A 15250-nucleotide genomic window follows, 5' to 3' on the forward strand; every position below is an offset into this window, starting at 1 on the left:
GAGTTGGGCTCTTACTGTAATAGTTAAGTTATGAACGCTATTTTCAGCCGGGGCCCGTTGTTAGGACTACGCCTGCTGCTTGCAGTGCTTTGCAGTGTCGGCTTAATGGTGGTAGATCGCTACACTGAGCGCTCTACCCAGCTTCGCAGTTTTCTCACCTCGGCGGTCAGTCCGCTGTTTTATGTTGCCAGTTTACCGGAAACCCTGCTTTCTGGTGCTACCGAACAATTTATGTCTCACCAGCGCCTGCTGGATGAAAATGCCCGTTTGAAAGAAACTCTGCTGCGCCAGAATGGCCAGTTGCAGTTGCTAGGCTATTTACAGCAGGAAAACACTAAATTGCGGGCGCTGCTGGGTTCTGCCCCGCTTACCGACGGCCAGCGCCTGGTTGCTGAAATTCTGGCCGTGTACAGCCATCCCTTCAGCCATCAGGTGGTGTTAAATAAAGGCAAAAATGACGGTGTGACTGAGCATCAGCCGTTAATTGATGAAAAAGGGGTGGTCGGCCAAATCGTCAGTGTCGGGCCGACCAGTAGCCGGGCATTACTTATTTCTGATAATACGCATGCTATTTCAGTCCGGGCCGAACGTACCGGTATCCGCACGGTGGCCGAGGGTCTTGGCCAGTGGGATCTGCTGCGGGTGATTCACTTACCGCAAAGCGCCGATATCCGGGTTGGCGACCGCTTACTTACTTCGGGACTGGACGGTTTATTTCCCGAGGGTTATCCGGTCGCCGAGGTCAGCCGGGTCCAGCAAGATGAAAGCCAGCCTTTTATGACCGTTTACGCCAAACCTTATGCGCAACTGGACAGAATTCGCCATGTGTTGTTGTTATGGCCAGGTGCCCGCTTAGAAGATGTAATGGATGCCGGGGAGCCAAACTAATGCGCAGAAACGGGGGGCTTGGGTTTATTTATCTGTCTTTGCTAATTGCCTTGCTGCTGACGGTTATGCCAATGCCACAACAGGTAAAATTATTCCGGCCAGACTGGGCATTACTGGTGGTACTTTACTGGACCATGGCGTTGCCGGGGCGGGTAAATATACTTACTGCTTTTTTGCTGGGCTTTTTAACGGATGTGCTGGTCGGAACCGTGTTAGGGGTCAATGCGCTGGCATTTTCAGTCGTCACCTTTATTGTTGCGGTTAACCATCTAAAGATCCGGAACTTTTCGGTGATCCAGCAAGCCTTACTGATAGGCCTGTTTTTAGCGTTGTATCATTTACTGCTGTTCTGGCTCAGCCACTTTTTAACCGGAGTGTACTTTTTACCTGCTTATTTGTGGCCGGTGTTAACGGGTATGTTGGTATGGCCCTGGCTATTCTGGTTATTAAGGCGCTATCGCCGGCAGTTTAAGATCCAATAATTTACGTTGCAACACGATTAAGATCCTAAATAATGTATCCAGAAATTGCACTTGCATCTGCTTCACCCCGGCGTCGTGAGCTGCTGCAACAAATTGCCGTGTCATTTAGCCTGGTACAGGTCAATGTCGATGAGCGTCATCTGGGCAATGAAAGCCCGCAGGTGTACGTGGCCAGACTGGCTAACGCCAAGGCCCTGGCTGGCGCTGAAAAAATAAAATTTTCTGTGCCGGTAATGGGCGCAGATACCATCGTCGTGGTAGATCAACATATTCTGGGTAAGCCGGTCGATCAGGCTGACTTCAGCCGGATGATGCAATTGTTGTCAGGGCGTTGTCATCAGGTAATGACCGCAGTGGCACTGGTTGGCCAGCACCGCACCGATGACTGCTGTGTCATTACCGAGGTGTGTTTCCGTGAGCTTAGTGCGGCTGATATAACCGCCTACTGGCAAACAGGCGAACCCCTGGATAAGGCCGGTGGCTATGGCATTCAGGGCCAGGGTGGCCGCTTTGTCAGCCATATCAGTGGCAGCTACAGCGCTGTTGTGGGTTTGCCATTGTGCGAAACCGATCTTTTATTACGTAACTGGCAGGAGCAGGCATGAGTGCAGAACTACTGTTAAACGTTACGCCGACCGAAACCCGGGTAGCGCTGATTGAAAACGGTGTGCTACAGGAGCTACATATCGAACGCCAGGCCAAACTGGGACTGGTTGGCAATATTTATGTCGGTAAAGTCAGCCGGGTATTACCCGGGATGCAGGCCGCCTTTGTTGATATTGGTCTGGATAAAGCGGCATTTTTGCATGCCTCTGACATCGTGCAGCACAATGAAAGCAACGAGCAGGACAGTAAACCCGCCGTCAGTAAGGACATCCGGGTACTGGTGCGTGAAGGCCAGCATTTACTGGTGCAGGTGGTAAAAGATCCGCTGGGTACCAAAGGTGCCCGTTTAACTACCGATATTACCCTGCCATCACGCTATCTGGTGTTTATGCCTGACTCTAACCATGTCGGGGTATCGCAGCGCCTGGAAAGTGAAGCAGAGCGTAAGCGCTTAAAAGATATTGTCAGTGATTGTCTGGATGACAGTGGTGGCTTTATTGTCCGCACTGCTGCCGAAGGGGCTGGCGCCGATGAGTTGGTACAGGACGCTAAATTTTTAAAAAAGCTCTGGAGTAAAATTGTAAAGCGTAAGCAGAAAACCCGCAAAGAAGGCGTGGTTTATGAAGACCTTACCCTGTGTTACCGGATTTTGCGTGACTTTGTCGGCAGCGAGCTGGAGCGGGTTCGTATCGATTCTAAAATTACCTTTCAGCAACTTACTGCCTTTTGCGAAGAGTTTATGCCGCACATTTCGCCATTGCTGGAGTATTACCCCGGTGAGCGGCCCATTTTCGATATGTTTGACGTTGAAAATGAAATACAGCGGGCGCTCGAGCGCAAAGTGCCACTGAAAAGTGGTGGCTACCTGATTATTGACCAGACCGAGGCAATGACCACTATCGATGTGAATACCGGCGCTTTTGTTGGCCATCGTAATCTGGAAGAGACTATATTTAATACCAATACCGAAGCGACGCAGGCCATTGCCCGCCAGCTGCGGTTACGTAATCTGGGCGGTATTATTATTATCGATTTTATCGATATGCAGAGTACCGAGCATCAACGACGGGTATATCACAGCCTGGAGTTAGCCTTGTCCCGTGATCGGGCAAAAACCAATATTCATGGCTTCTCGGCCCTGGGCCTGGTAGAGATGACCCGGAAAAGAACCCGGGAAAGCCTGGAACATATTCTGTGCTCTGAGTGTCCGGTATGTAAGGGCCGCGGTACCTTAAAAACCGTTGAGACGGTATGTTTTGAAATTTTGCGGGAAATCGTCCGGGTAAACCGGGCCTATGCCGCAGATAAATTTGCGGTTTACGTGTCGCCGGTGGTGAAAGACGCCCTGACTACCGACGAGTTTCATAGCCTGGCGGAGTTACAGGTTTTTATTGGCAAGCAAATAATTATTTATGGTGAGCCGATGTACACGCAGGAGCAATTTGATGTGGTGATGATGTAGTGCAACAAGCAACCCGGGTCTGCTTTTATTGTTTACATAAAATCTGGCTATTGCTGGCCATAGGTCTGGTGCTGCTTGCTACTCTGGTTTCGGTATTACGTCTGGCATTACCCTATGCCGACAGTTATAAACATCATCTGGAAAATCTGCTTGCCAACCAGCTGGGCACCCCGGTTCAGATAGCGGAGATCAGCGCGGGCTGGCAAAAGCTTGGCCCGGCGATGGTGCTGAACCAAATGCAGCTGGGTAGCCCACAGCAGGGTGTGCAGCTGAGTATTGAACAAACCCGGGTCCATTTTGATTTCTGGCAAAGTTTGCGCAGTTTGCAATTGCGGGCCGAGCATTTCGAACTCAGAGGGCTGCGCTATGCCATTGATAGCAGTACTTTACTGAATCGTCCGCAAACTAATCAACCCCTTGATGCTGTACCGGCGATTAACGCCCTGGAACAATTATTTTTTCGCCAGTTAAACCATTTTACTTTGCTTGACAGTGAGCTGGTGTTAACTGCTGACGGTAGCGACGATATCGTGATCTCAGTTGATAAGCTGGACTGGCGCAATGAGGGTGAGCGTCATCAGGGCATTGGTGAGCTGGCAGTAGCTGATATTACTGGCAACACCTTATCTTTTATTATTGATTTATACGGCCCGAGCTTAGATCAGGCATTTGGTCAGATATTCCTGGAAAGCCGCGAGCTGGACATACTACCGTGGTTTCAGCAGTCGTTGCCACAAACCGGCCGTCTGGATCAAGCCGATATTAACTTTCAGGCCTGGGGCCGGGTCGACAAGGGCGAAATACAACGATTCCAGATTGAACTGGCTGACAACAGTTTAAGCTGGCAACGACAGGGCCAGGCGCATCAGTTGAAACTGGGGCCAGGCCAGTTGTTGTGGTATCCAACGGAAAATGGCTGGTCGCTCTATTCCGGGCCTCTGGCCTTATCTGACGGTCAGGCGCTATGGCCTGAACTGACCGTGCAGCTGCATAAAAAATCAGTCGGCTGGCATGGTCAGTTGCAGCAACTAAAACTGGATGCTCTGGCCCCACTGAGCCAGTTGCTAAGTGATGAAATACCGCAGCTGGCACGATTGACCACCACTGAATTGCAGGGTGAACTGAACCAGGCGCAGTGGCAGTTGCAAAGCCGGGATAACTGGCAACTGCAGGGCCAGCTAACTAATTTAAGCAAAACAAGCAGCAATGAGCTGCCGGGCTTAAACGCCCTTGACGGCAAATTCTGGGCCGCGTCCCATGCGGCAGGCTTAACCCTGAGCGGCCAGCAAAGTGAGTTGCAATGGCCCGGTATGTTCAGTGCGCCTATCCCCTATCAGCAGTTACAGTTAAGTTTGTTAGCCAGGAAAAATACTGCGGGTATCTGGCAAATTCAGTTACCGTCACTGCAACTCGACACAGCCGATTTTAGCCTGACTGGTAGTATGCAATGGAGTATGCAACAACAGCCTGAGCTGAGCTTATTTGCGGTATTAACCGGTGCCAGAGCCAGCGAGGTGGGGCGCTATCTGCCACTGCGTTACCTGCCAGAAAAAACCAGAGAGTATTTAAGCAATGCGATTATCGATGGCCAGCTGGAGCAGGCTGCGGTGTTATGGCAGGGGCAACCTGCGCAGTATCCTTTTGCTGACGCTGAGGGCATATTCCAGGTTGAGGCAAAGGTTAACGACGCCAGCTTTCAGTTTAATCCGCAGTGGCCTTCGTTAGAACAACTTAACAGCCGGTTATGGTTTGAAAATGCAGCAATGCAAATCAGCACCGACAGTGCCAGTATTGCCGGTATCCCATTGCAGGGCGTTGTTAAGGCTGATATTGCCAATTTGCTTGATGCCGAATACCTGACTATTGAAATCGACAGCGAACTACAGTTAAGTGAAGCAACCGGGTTGATTAACGCCTCGCCGCTGCGTGATAATTTAGGCAAAGTATTACGACAACTGGCACCAACCGGCGCCGCCCAGGCTGATATTGCGCTACAGCTCGGTTTGCGCCAGCCTGCAGTTGAGGCCAGCGGCACTATCACCCTTGACAAGGTGAGCCTGGATTTAACCGCACCGCAGCTTGCTATCCGCCAGTTAACGGGCGAGGTAAGCTTCCGGGATAGTGACGTAAATGCAGAAAATCTTAAATTTAACTGGCGCGAGCTACCGGTAACAGCCAGCCTCGACGGCCAGCAGCAGGCCGACTATTACCAGTTTAACCTCGCTGCTGAGGCAAGCAATGGCAGCAGTAATGTGGTGCAAGCACTGTGGCCCGACGCGGCAGCATTAGTGCGCGGTGAGCTGGACTGGCAACTGGCATTAGCATTGCAATTACAAAGTGATGACTTCAGCTATAACTCAACCCTTAGTGCCGATTTAACCAATACCGCATTGCTGCTGCCAGCGCCCTACCAAAAAGCGACAGCAACAAGGGCAAAGCTTAATATCGGCGCTGAGGGCAATAGTCAGCAGGGGCTGCTCAGCCTGAACTATGCTGATCAGCTGTATTTCACTGCCGAACTTGACCATACCGATGCCCGGGTGCGCCGGGCAAATCTGAGCCTGGGACCGGAAAATGCCGGTATTAACGGGCCGCACTTTACCATTGACGTCGATGTTGCGCATGCAGAACTGTTACCGTGGCAGCAGCTGCTTAGTGAGCAGTTGGTTAATCGCGACCAGGACGACAGCGGGTTAATGCCGCCATTAAGCAGGGTGCGGGGCCGGATAGCTAAACTTGGCTTAGTCGCGGGTAGCGCCCTGACTAATACCGTATTTGAACTGGAGCCGGGGCAGGATGCCTGGCACCTGCGGTTGCATGGTACTGAAATAGCCAGTCGTTGGGCGTTCAGTCATGACTGGCAGCAGCAGGGGCTGCGGGCTGAAATAGATTATCTGCATTTGCCGTTACCCGGTAACCGCCAAAACCAGGCAGTGGCGCAAACCCCATCAGACGAGGCTGTTGCTTTGGCCACACCGGACGAGGCACTGCCGCAACTGCAGGCCAGTTTGCTGACCCTGCCGCCGTTAACGGTAAAATGTAACGATTGCTCAGTGGGAAACTACCAGTTTGGACGACTTGAGCTGGCCGCAAGCGGACAGGACGACCACTGGCAACTTTCAGAATTTAACAGCCGCTACAAAGACAACGAACTGGCTGTGCAGGGTAACTGGTTCCCTGATGAACAGTTAGGGGTTACCGAACTGAGTGGTCGTTTTCAAAGCCCCAATCTCGGAGCATTGTTAAACGAATTGCAATTGACTACCGGGATCAGTGGCAGCCGGGCCGATATGAGCTTTAAGCTGAACTGGCCGGCGGCACCCACTCAGTTTGAGCTGGCAAAACTGAATGGGCAGTTACAGTTTAACCTGGGCGAAGGGGCCTTAACGGAAGTGAGCGATCAGGGGGCCCGGTTATTTTCTATTTTCAGCCTTGATTCGCTGGTACGCAAATTACGGCTGGATTTTCGCGATGTATTCTCCAAAGGTTTCTTTTATAACAAAATGAGCGGTGACCTGGCGATTCACAAGGGCGTAGTGCAAACCAGTGACACCACCATCGATGGTGTCCCCGGTAATCTGGCTATTCAGGGCTATGCTGATCTGGTTAATTCAGAGCTGGATTATCAAATGTCATTTTCGCCTAAAGTCACCTCCAGTTTACCGGTTATTATTGCCTGGATGGTTAACCCGGCAACGGGTCTGGCTGCCCTGGCGCTGGACGAAGTGTTTCAGTCGGCAGAGGTGATCTCCCGAATTAACTTTACCGTGACCGGTACCTTTGAACAGCCGGTGGTAACCGAAGTGAATCGCCACAGTACTGAAGTGCCGGTACCGGTGCGGATAGCGCAGCCTGAGACGGTTATTGACTTAGAGGAGCAACAGCCCCGTGGCGACTAACTGGCGCTTATCGGCAATCCAGTTAACCAGCGGCCCTGAGCCTTTGGCCAACCTGGCTGCAGTAAAACAGTACCTGCAACAACTACCACAGGCAGCGCAACATCTGGTGTTGTTACCGGAATGTTTTGCGGTATTTGGTGGCGGTGACAAATTACAGCTGGCCCACCAGGCTGCTATCGGCGAAGGGGTTATTCAGCAGGCTTGCCGGCAACTGGCTACAGAGTTTGGTGTGTATCTGGTCGCCGGCAGTCAGCCAACCACTACCCTTAATCCTGAGCGCTTTGCAGCCAGCTGCCTGGTATACAGCCCCGCAGGTGAACTGCTGGCCGATTATCAGAAACTGCATTTGTTTGACGTCAATGTGGCTGATAACACCGGCAGCTACCGTGAGTCGGCCACCACCTTGCCGGGTGAAAAGATCAGCCTATGCCAATTACCTGATCTGAAACTGGGGCTGAGTATATGCTATGATGTGCGCTTTCCCGGTTTAATGCAGGCATTAGCCGCCAAAGGTATGCAGCTGTTAACGGTACCGTCGGCTTTTACCCGGCCAACCGGCGCGGCCCACTGGCACACGTTGTTAAAAGCCCGGGCCATCGAAAACCAGTGTTTTGTGCTGGCGGCTAATCAAACCGGCGTGCATGCTAATGGTCGCGAAACCTATGGCCACAGCCTGATTATCGACCCCTGGGGCGAGGTACTCGCTGACGCAGGCACCGGCCCCGGCTGGGTATCGGCGTTGGTCGATATCAACCAGTGTCAGCAACTCGGCCAGAAAATGCCGGTCCACCAGCACAATCGTTTTAACAGTGAGCTGAAATAATGAATGCAGTTGAACAGAATTTAATTACCGCCTCCGATCTCAGCATGGCTGATCTGGAGCATACCCTTGGCTATTTATTTGGCCATCAGCTCGACTATGCCGATTTATACTTCCAATCCAGTATCCATGAATCCTGGGTACTGGAAGATGGCCTGGTAAAAGATGGCTCTTTTAATATAGAGCGTGGTGTTGGCGTGCGGGCAATCAGCGGTGAAAAAACCGGTTTTGCCTATGCCGACACCATTAGTGTTGCAGCACTGCAACAAGCTGCAGGTGCGGCGCGTGGCATTGCCAGCCATGGCCAGCAGGGCCGGGTAAAAGCGTTCAGCAAAAGTGGTAACAGCAATATTTACCTGCCATGCGAGCCGCTGCAAAGCATGACCAACACCGACAAGGTCGCCCTGTTAAACCAGATTGAAGCCTTTATCCGCACCCTTGATAGCCGGGCTGAGCAGGTAATGGTCAGCTTGTCGGGTGTGTACGAAGAAGTATTAGTCGCGGCAAGCGATGGCACCTTTGCTACCGATATCCGGCCGCTGGTCCGCTTAAACTGCTCAGTACTGCTGGAGCAGGATGGCCGGCGCGAGCGTGGTAGCGCCGGTGGCGGTGGTCGTACCGATTATTTGTATTTCAGCGAGCTGGTAAATGACCAGCCACGCTGGCAGCAATATGCCCGCGATGCGGTGCGGATGGCTCAGGTTAACTTAACCGCCATCGATGCACCGGCCGGTACCATGCCGGTGGTGCTGGGCTCGGGCTGGCCCGGCGTACTGCTGCACGAAGCAGTTGGCCATGGCCTGGAGGGCGACTTTAACCGTAAAGGCTCGTCTACTTTCAGCGGCAAAATGGGCCAGCAGGTCGCCTCTAAGCTTTGTACCATAGTCGATGACGGCACCTTAGCGCATCGGCGTGGTTCGCTCAATGTCGATGACGAAGGCGTGCCAAGCCAGCACAATGTGCTTATCGAAAAAGGCATTCTGAAAGGCTATATTCAGGATAAACATAATGCCATGCTAATGGGTGTTAACCCGACCGGTAATGGCCGGCGTGAGTCGTTCGCTCATTTGCCAATGCCACGGATGACTAACACCTATATGCTGGCCGGCGAGCATGACCCGGCGGAAATTATTGCCAGTGTGAAAAAGGGTATCTATGCCCCCAATTTTGGTGGTGGCCAGGTAGATATTACCTCAGGTAAGTTTGTATTTTCGGCCTCAGAGGCCTATTTAATTGAAGACGGTAAAATCACCAGCCCGATTAAAGGCGCAACCTTAATTGGTAGTGGCCCGGCAGCAATGCAGCAGGTGTCGATGGTCGGTAACGACTTAGCGCTGGATACCGGGGTGGGCGTTTGTGGTAAACAGGGCCAGAGCGTCCCGGTAGGCGTGGGTCAGCCAACCTTAAAACTGGATGCCATGACCGTCGGCGGCACTCAATAACAGATAAAAATTAACAACAGGAAGCAACAATGGCTGCATTTGGTAGTGTTTTTATGCCACAGATGGCATTAACCCGTTTTGAACAGGGCGCCTGGAGCACCCCGCAGATTGTCCCGGCCGACAGTATCAGCCTGCACCCGGGTGCACATGTGCTGCACTATGCCAGCACCTGTTTTGAAGGCTTAAAAGCCTTTAAACACAGCGATGGCTCGATAAACTTATTCCGGATGGAAAAAAACGTCGCCCGGTTAATTCAGAGTAGCGAGTTATTATCGTTACCCCAGCCTGACGCTGCGACCTTAAGCCAGATGATTATTGATATCGTCCGCCAGTACGCCAGCGATGTGCCCGAGCCACCGGGCTCGATGTATATCCGGCCAACCCATATTGGTACTGAGGCCGCTATCGGTAAAGCCGCTGCACCAACAGCCACTTCCATGCTGTATGTGCTGTTATCGCCGGTTGGGGATTACTTTGCCGGTGGCAGCAAGCCCTTACGGCTGTTACTGGAACAAAACGGCGCCCGCTGTGCGGCGCATATGGGCATGGTAAAAAGCGGTGGTAACTACGCCAGTGCGTTGCAACCGATATTAAAAGCCCGGGCCAGCGTCCAGGCCGATCAGGTGTTGTTCTGCCCGGGTGGCGATGTTCAGGAAACCGGCGCTGCTAACTTTTTACTGATTGACGGCAATGAAATTATTACCAAGGCCCTCGATAGCAGCTTCCTGCACGGCGTAACCCGCGATTCAGTACTGACGTTAGCCCGCGACATGGGCATGATAGTGTCAGAGCGCGAACTAAGCGTAGCTGAACTGTTAGAGCGTGCGGCCAAACCGGGTACTGAGGCGGCCCTGTCAGGCACCGCCGCAGTATTAACGCCGGTAGGTACTTTAATTGCTGATGGTGTCGAGCATAAAGTGGGTAGTGGCGAAGCCGGCCCGGCGACGTTAAAACTACGCCAGGCGCTGAATGATATTCAGTGGGGCAAAGCTTCCGATAAGCATGGCTGGTTAACCCGTATTTAAGACTGGATAATCGACTATTTAAGCGGAGTCGGTTTGCCCTAAACTAACCGTTGAAGCCCTGGACGGGCGGACAAATGCGCCTGGAACGCATTTGAACAGCTCAGCTGGCCCGTCAGGGTAAACTTCATGGATGAAGTTTATAAACGAGCCCCCAGGGATGGGTTCACGGCGTGTTAGTGTGGGCAAACCGATGGCAGCTAACAGACTAACCGTTCTCGCCATCCATAATCACCGGTCGGATCAACTGAAACAGCTCACGGTAGGCTTTAGGTGGTTGTTCTTTTTCCTGCTCTTTTTTAGCCTGGCGGATTAACAAACGCAGTTGCTGAATTTCAATATCCGGATAGGCTGCCACAAACTCAGTTAAGGCATCATCGTTAGTCAGCAGCTTTTCCCGCCATTTTTCCACTCGATGAAACTGCTTGTCAGCAGCCTGCTTAGTGTTACGCATTACTGCCAGCGCCTGCTCAATTTGCTCGACATCGCGGGTGCGCATTAAGCGGCCAATAAACTGGATATGCCGGCGCAGCGCTTCGCGTTTTTTCGCCAGCTTGTCGGCCAGCTCCAGCGCGTCGACTAATTCTTCATCCAACGGCACTTTAGCGCGGGCGGCCGGACTCAGCGCCACCAGCTCTTCGCCCAGTGCTTGCAGCGCATGCATCTCACGTTTTATCTGGCTTTTGCTGATATGGTCTGGCTGGTCCAGCCATTTGCTGTCGCCATACTTAAATTCGGTTTCGGTCATGGTGCTTCTTCATTAGCAGATTTGTGCCAAGTATAACACTAAACTTATGCCTGCTGGCAGCAGCCTTAAGCAGTCTATGGTAAGCTTGGCACAAATAGCCCGATCAGCAAGAGTGAATATGCAAGCAACAGAACAAAACGTCTGGCAGGAAATCGCCGAAGTCAAAGATGCGGTCAGTGCAGTACTGGCCCGTGCTAAAGAGTTAGGCGCCAGCAGTGCTGAAGCCTCAATGAGCCGTACCCGTGGTTTAAGTGTGGAAACCCGCCATGGCGAGGTGGAAACGGTTGAGTTTAATCAGGACGGTGGCCTGGGCATCAGTTTATATTTTGGCCAGCGAAAAGGCTCGGCTTCTACGGCTGACTTAAGCCCGCAGGCGCTGGAGCGTGCGGTTGCCGCCGCAGCTGATATAGCCCGCTATACCTCAGAAGATCCGCACGCCGGCGTGGCGGAGGCAAGCTGGCTGGAATTCAGCCCACCCGATTTAGATTTATTCTACCCTGACAGCATCAGCACCGAGCTGGCTATCAGCTTGTGCGCCGGCGCAGAAGAAGCCGCTTTCGCTACCGATAAACGGATCACCAACTCTGAAGGCGCCTCTTTTTCATCGCATCAGGGTTTAAAAGTATATGGCAACAGCCATGGCCAGCTGGTGGGTTATCCCAGCTCGCGCCACAGCTTCAGCTGTGTAATGATTGGCGAGCAGGACGATGATATGCAGCGCGACTACAGCTTTACCGTCGCCCGCCAGTACAGCAAATTACTTGACCCGAAACAGATTGGCCGCGAAGCGGCGCTGGAAACCGTGGCCCGCTTAGGTGCGCGCCAGCTACCGACCCAGAAAGTACCGGTTATTTTCCGGGCCGATATTGCCAGCAGCCTGTTTGGCCATCTGGTGTCGGCGATCAGCGGTGGCAGTATTTATCGTAAATCCAGCTTCTTGCTGGATAAAGTGGGTAAGCAGGTAATGGCCGCCGGCGTCACTGTTCAGGAACAACCGCATCTAACTCAGGCGTTAGCGTCCAGCCCGTTCGATGCCGAGGGCGTTAAAACCCGCGATTTAGCGGTGATTGAAAACGGCGTGTTAAACACCTACTTAACCACCAGTTATTCCGCCCGTAAATTAGGCATGGCCAGTACCGGCCATGCTGGTGGTATTCATAACTGGCTGATCAGCCACGGCAATGACGATTTAGCGGCGTTGTGCCGGCAAATGGGCAAAGGCTTGCTGGTAACCGAACTGATGGGCCAGGGGGTTAATACCGTTACCGGCGATTACTCGCGTGGTGCCAGCGGCTTCTGGGTTGAAAATGGCGAAATTCAGTTCCCGGTAGCGGAGGTAACCATTGCCGGTAATCTGGCTGATATGTTTATGAATATTGCGGCTGTGGGTAATGACGTAGACCGCCGTGGCGGGGTGCTGACTGGCTCAGTGCTGATCAGCCAGATGCAGGTGGCAGGCAGTTAAGTTATTACTGCGCAAAAAAGCAAAGCCCGGCGTCATCTGCCGGGCTTTTTTGTAGAATCTGATATGAGAATCGAATTGCTTTAAGTCAACCGTTGCAGGCCTGGAGGGCCGAATCGAGCCCCCAGGGATGGGTTAACGGCGTGTTGACGTAAGCAAATCGGTTCGACACATCTCGGTAATTAATCCACTTTGGTTTTTAAACCGCGGCGGATTAACAGCGCATCAGTGGTTGGCTCCTGGCCACGGAACGCTTTATACGATTCCATGGTAGGGCGTGAGTTACCCACTTCCAGGATGTTTTTGCGGTAGTGATCACCATTCTCGCGGGTTAAACCACCCCGAGACTGCACATAGGCAAAGGCATCGGCTGCCAGAATTTCACTCCACATGTAGGCATAGTAACCAGCTGAATAACCGCCACCCATAGAGTGGGAGAAAAACGGCGACTTATAGCGTGGTGGTACCGCTGGTAAATCTACACCGTGTTTTTTCAGGGCGGCCGCTTCAAACGCGCTGACATCCTGCAGTGGCTCATCGGCTGACAGTGAGTGCCATTCCATGTCCAGCAGCGCAGCTGACATATACTCTAAAGTATCGTAACCCTGGTTAAAGCTGCGTGAACGCAATACTTTATCCAGTAATTCCTTTGGAATTGGCTCGCCGGTTTCATAATGCTTGGCGTAGTTTGCTAATACTTCAGGGTGCTGGGCCCAGTCTTCTTCAAAAGTAGACGGGAACTCAACAAAGTCACGCGATACTGAGGTACCGGCTAAGGTCGGGTACTTAACATCAGAGAACATACCGTGAATACCATGGCCCAGTTCATGGAAAATGGTGGTGGTATGGTCATAGCTGATTAACGTCGGGTTGCCTTCTGGTGCTTTTGGAATGTTCATCACATTGACAACCACTGGCTTGGTGCCTAGCAGGTGTGACTGGCCAACAAACGAGCTCATCCAGGCGCCACCACGTTTGCCGTCACGGGCAAAGTAATCGGCATAGAAAATGGCCAGGCTGCTGCCGTCGGCATCAAATACTTCATAAGCTTTCACGTCCGGGTGGTATACCGGCAAATCTGGCCGCGGCTCAAACCGAATACCGTAGAAACGGTTTAAGGTATAAAAAACACCATCTTCCAGTACCCGGTTAAACTCAAAGTACTGCTTAACTTCGTCTTCGTCTAAATCATATTTAGCCTGACGGACCAGCTCCGCATAGTATTCCCAGTCCCATGGCTCGGCTTCGAACTCGCCGCCTTGTTGCTTGATCATGGCATTAATGTCAGCCAGCTCTTTCTCGGTGTTTTCCACTACCGCCGGCACCATACTACCCAGCATGTCGAATACCGCTTCCGGTGTTTTTGCCATTTGCGCTTCCAGGCCATAAGTCGCCCAGTTAGGGTAGCCCAGTAATTTAGCGCGCTCTGCCCGCAGCTGTGCTAAGCGGCTGACGATAGGGGTACTGTCAAATTCGCCGCTGGTGCCCCGGTAAGCCGACGCTTCCCACACCCGCTTACGCAGCTCGCGATTATCCAGCTGGCTTAACACCGGCTGGCGGGTGGTGTTAGTAATGCTCAGCAGATACTTGCCTTCATGGCCGGCAGCTTTGGCTGCCTCGGCGGCTGCGGTGATCTGGCTGTCAGACAAGCCGGCTAGTTCTTCTTTACTATCAACTACCACCGCAATATTTTTTGTTTCAGCCAGTTGGTTCTGGGAAAACTGATTGGTCAGGGTGGAATGTTCTTCGTTTAATGCGCGAATAGCCGTTTTTTGCTCTTCGGTTAGCTCGGCACCGGCCCTGACAAAGCGCTCGTAGTAGACTTCGGCCAGACGCACGCCTTCGGCATCCAGTTCTAAATCGTTACGGTTATCATAAATGGTTTTAATCCGGGCGAATAATGCCGGATTTAAGGTAATGTTATCAGAGTGGGCGGCCATTTTTGGTGCCAGCTCAGACTGAATTTTGCGGCGTTGCTCGTTGCTGTCGGTACCGGTCAGGTTATAAAATACCCGGGCTACCCGGGTTAGCATCTCACCGCTTTTCTCCAGCGCGACCAGCGTGTTTTCAAAAGTCGGCTGTTCCGGGTTATTGGCAATGGCTTCAACTTCAGCCATGTTTAGCTTCATGCCTTCTTCAAATGCTGGCAGAAAGTGGTCGTCTTTAATGGCGGTAAAATCAGGCGCCTGATATTGCAGGCTGCTTTGCTGAAAAAACGGGTTGGTGCTGGTCACTTCGTTATTCTCAACGGCTGAGGGCGTGGTTTCTGTCTGAGTTGGGGCAGTATTGTCTGAGCAGGCGCTCAGAGCAAAAATGGCACCCATCGCAGTAGCGAGTAATGTTTTACGCATTGTTATGTCTCCGTGGCGTGATTGCGGCTTAGGCCGCTAGTCATTATTATCAGCTGCACCAGACAAGG

Annotated in this window: 11 protein-coding genes; 9 read left to right on the top strand and 2 right to left on the bottom strand. The window is 52.3% G+C overall.

The genetic code is table 11. The annotated features are described in order from the left end of the window. Nucleotides 1-30: 30 nt before the first annotated feature. The 8 genes from mreC to CRO03_RS15550 are packed head-to-tail and all read left to right on the top strand — an operon-like array spanning nt 31 to nt 10624. The gene (gene mreC / locus CRO03_RS15515; protein ID WP_097112556.1) at nt 31-888 is read left to right on the top strand and encodes a rod shape-determining protein MreC; all 858 of its coding nucleotides are present in this window, start codon (nt 31-33) and stop codon (nt 886-888) included. Further along, nucleotides 888-1370: a rod shape-determining protein MreD gene (gene mreD, locus CRO03_RS15520; protein ID WP_097112557.1), complete on the top strand. Its 483-nt coding sequence runs from the start codon at nt 888-890 to the stop codon at nt 1368-1370. Before mreC ends, mreD begins: the two co-directional genes overlap by 1 nt. Before the next feature lie 32 nt (nt 1371-1402). Then, a complete protein-coding gene (locus CRO03_RS15525; protein WP_097112558.1) occupies nt 1403-1975 on the top strand; it encodes a Maf family protein in 573 nt (190 codons plus the stop codon). After that, nucleotides 1972-3438 (top strand): ribonuclease G, encoded by a 1467-nt coding sequence (gene rng / locus CRO03_RS15530; protein ID WP_097112559.1) that lies wholly within the window; start codon nt 1972-1974, stop codon nt 3436-3438. The genes CRO03_RS15525 and rng overlap by 4 nt, the downstream gene beginning before the upstream one ends. Next, nucleotides 3438-7337 (top strand): YhdP family protein, encoded by a 3900-nt coding sequence (locus CRO03_RS15535; RefSeq protein WP_097112560.1) that lies wholly within the window; start codon nt 3438-3440, stop codon nt 7335-7337. Before rng ends, CRO03_RS15535 begins: the two co-directional genes overlap by 1 nt. Continuing rightward, nucleotides 7327-8160, top strand: coding sequence for a carbon-nitrogen hydrolase family protein (locus CRO03_RS15540; RefSeq protein ID WP_097112561.1), 834 nt, complete (start codon nt 7327-7329; stop codon nt 8158-8160). Before CRO03_RS15535 ends, CRO03_RS15540 begins: the two co-directional genes overlap by 11 nt. After that, on the top strand, nt 8160-9599 hold the full coding sequence (gene tldD / locus CRO03_RS15545) for a metalloprotease TldD (protein ID WP_097112562.1): 1440 nt from the start codon (nt 8160-8162) through the stop codon (nt 9597-9599). Before CRO03_RS15540 ends, tldD begins: the two co-directional genes overlap by 1 nt. A gap of 29 nt (nt 9600-9628) precedes the next feature. Beyond that, nucleotides 9629-10624, top strand: coding sequence for a branched-chain amino acid aminotransferase (locus tag CRO03_RS15550; RefSeq protein WP_097112563.1), 996 nt, complete (start codon nt 9629-9631; stop codon nt 10622-10624). Between the two features lie 205 nt (nt 10625-10829). On the opposite strand, the gene yjgA is transcribed toward CRO03_RS15550, so the two are convergent. After that, on the bottom strand, nt 10830-11369 hold the full coding sequence (gene yjgA / locus CRO03_RS15555; RefSeq protein WP_097112564.1) for a ribosome biogenesis factor YjgA: 540 nt from the start codon (nt 11367-11369) through the stop codon (nt 10830-10832). A gap of 118 nt (nt 11370-11487) precedes the next feature. Between yjgA and pmbA the strand changes: the two genes are divergently transcribed. Continuing rightward, entirely contained in the window at nt 11488-12834 is a 1347-nt protein-coding gene (gene pmbA / locus CRO03_RS15560) for a metalloprotease PmbA (protein ID WP_097112717.1), read from the top strand. A gap of 179 nt (nt 12835-13013) precedes the next feature. Here the strand turns inward: pmbA and CRO03_RS15565 are convergent, their stop codons facing one another. Beyond that, nucleotides 13014-15182 (bottom strand): M3 family metallopeptidase, encoded by a 2169-nt coding sequence (locus CRO03_RS15565; protein ID WP_097112565.1) that lies wholly within the window; start codon nt 15180-15182, stop codon nt 13014-13016. Between the last annotated feature and the right edge of the window lie 68 nt (nt 15183-15250).

The sequence above is a fragment of the Arsukibacterium tuosuense genome, assembly GCF_900215315.1.
GTDB classification, from domain to species: Bacteria; Pseudomonadota; Gammaproteobacteria; order Enterobacterales; family Alteromonadaceae; genus Alishewanella; species Alishewanella tuosuense.

Coding starts and splice junctions, on each gene's coding strand:
- CRO03_RS15550 (WP_097112563.1), top strand. CDS start 9,629: ATGGCTGCATTTGGTAGTGTTTTTATGCCACAGATGGCATTAACCCGT.
- CRO03_RS15525 (WP_097112558.1), top strand. CDS start 1,403: ATGTATCCAGAAATTGCACTTGCATCTGCTTCACCCCGGCGTCGTGAG.
- mreC (WP_097112556.1), top strand. CDS start 31: ATGAACGCTATTTTCAGCCGGGGCCCGTTGTTAGGACTACGCCTGCTG.
- CRO03_RS15565 (WP_097112565.1), bottom strand. CDS start 15,182: ATGCGTAAAACATTACTCGCTACTGCGATGGGTGCCATTTTTGCTCTG.
- pmbA (WP_097112717.1), top strand. CDS start 11,488: ATGCAAGCAACAGAACAAAACGTCTGGCAGGAAATCGCCGAAGTCAAA.
- tldD (WP_097112562.1), top strand. CDS start 8,160: ATGAATGCAGTTGAACAGAATTTAATTACCGCCTCCGATCTCAGCATG.
- mreD (WP_097112557.1), top strand. CDS start 888: ATGCGCAGAAACGGGGGGCTTGGGTTTATTTATCTGTCTTTGCTAATT.
- yjgA (WP_097112564.1), bottom strand. CDS start 11,369: ATGACCGAAACCGAATTTAAGTATGGCGACAGCAAATGGCTGGACCAG.
- rng (WP_097112559.1), top strand. CDS start 1,972: ATGAGTGCAGAACTACTGTTAAACGTTACGCCGACCGAAACCCGGGTA.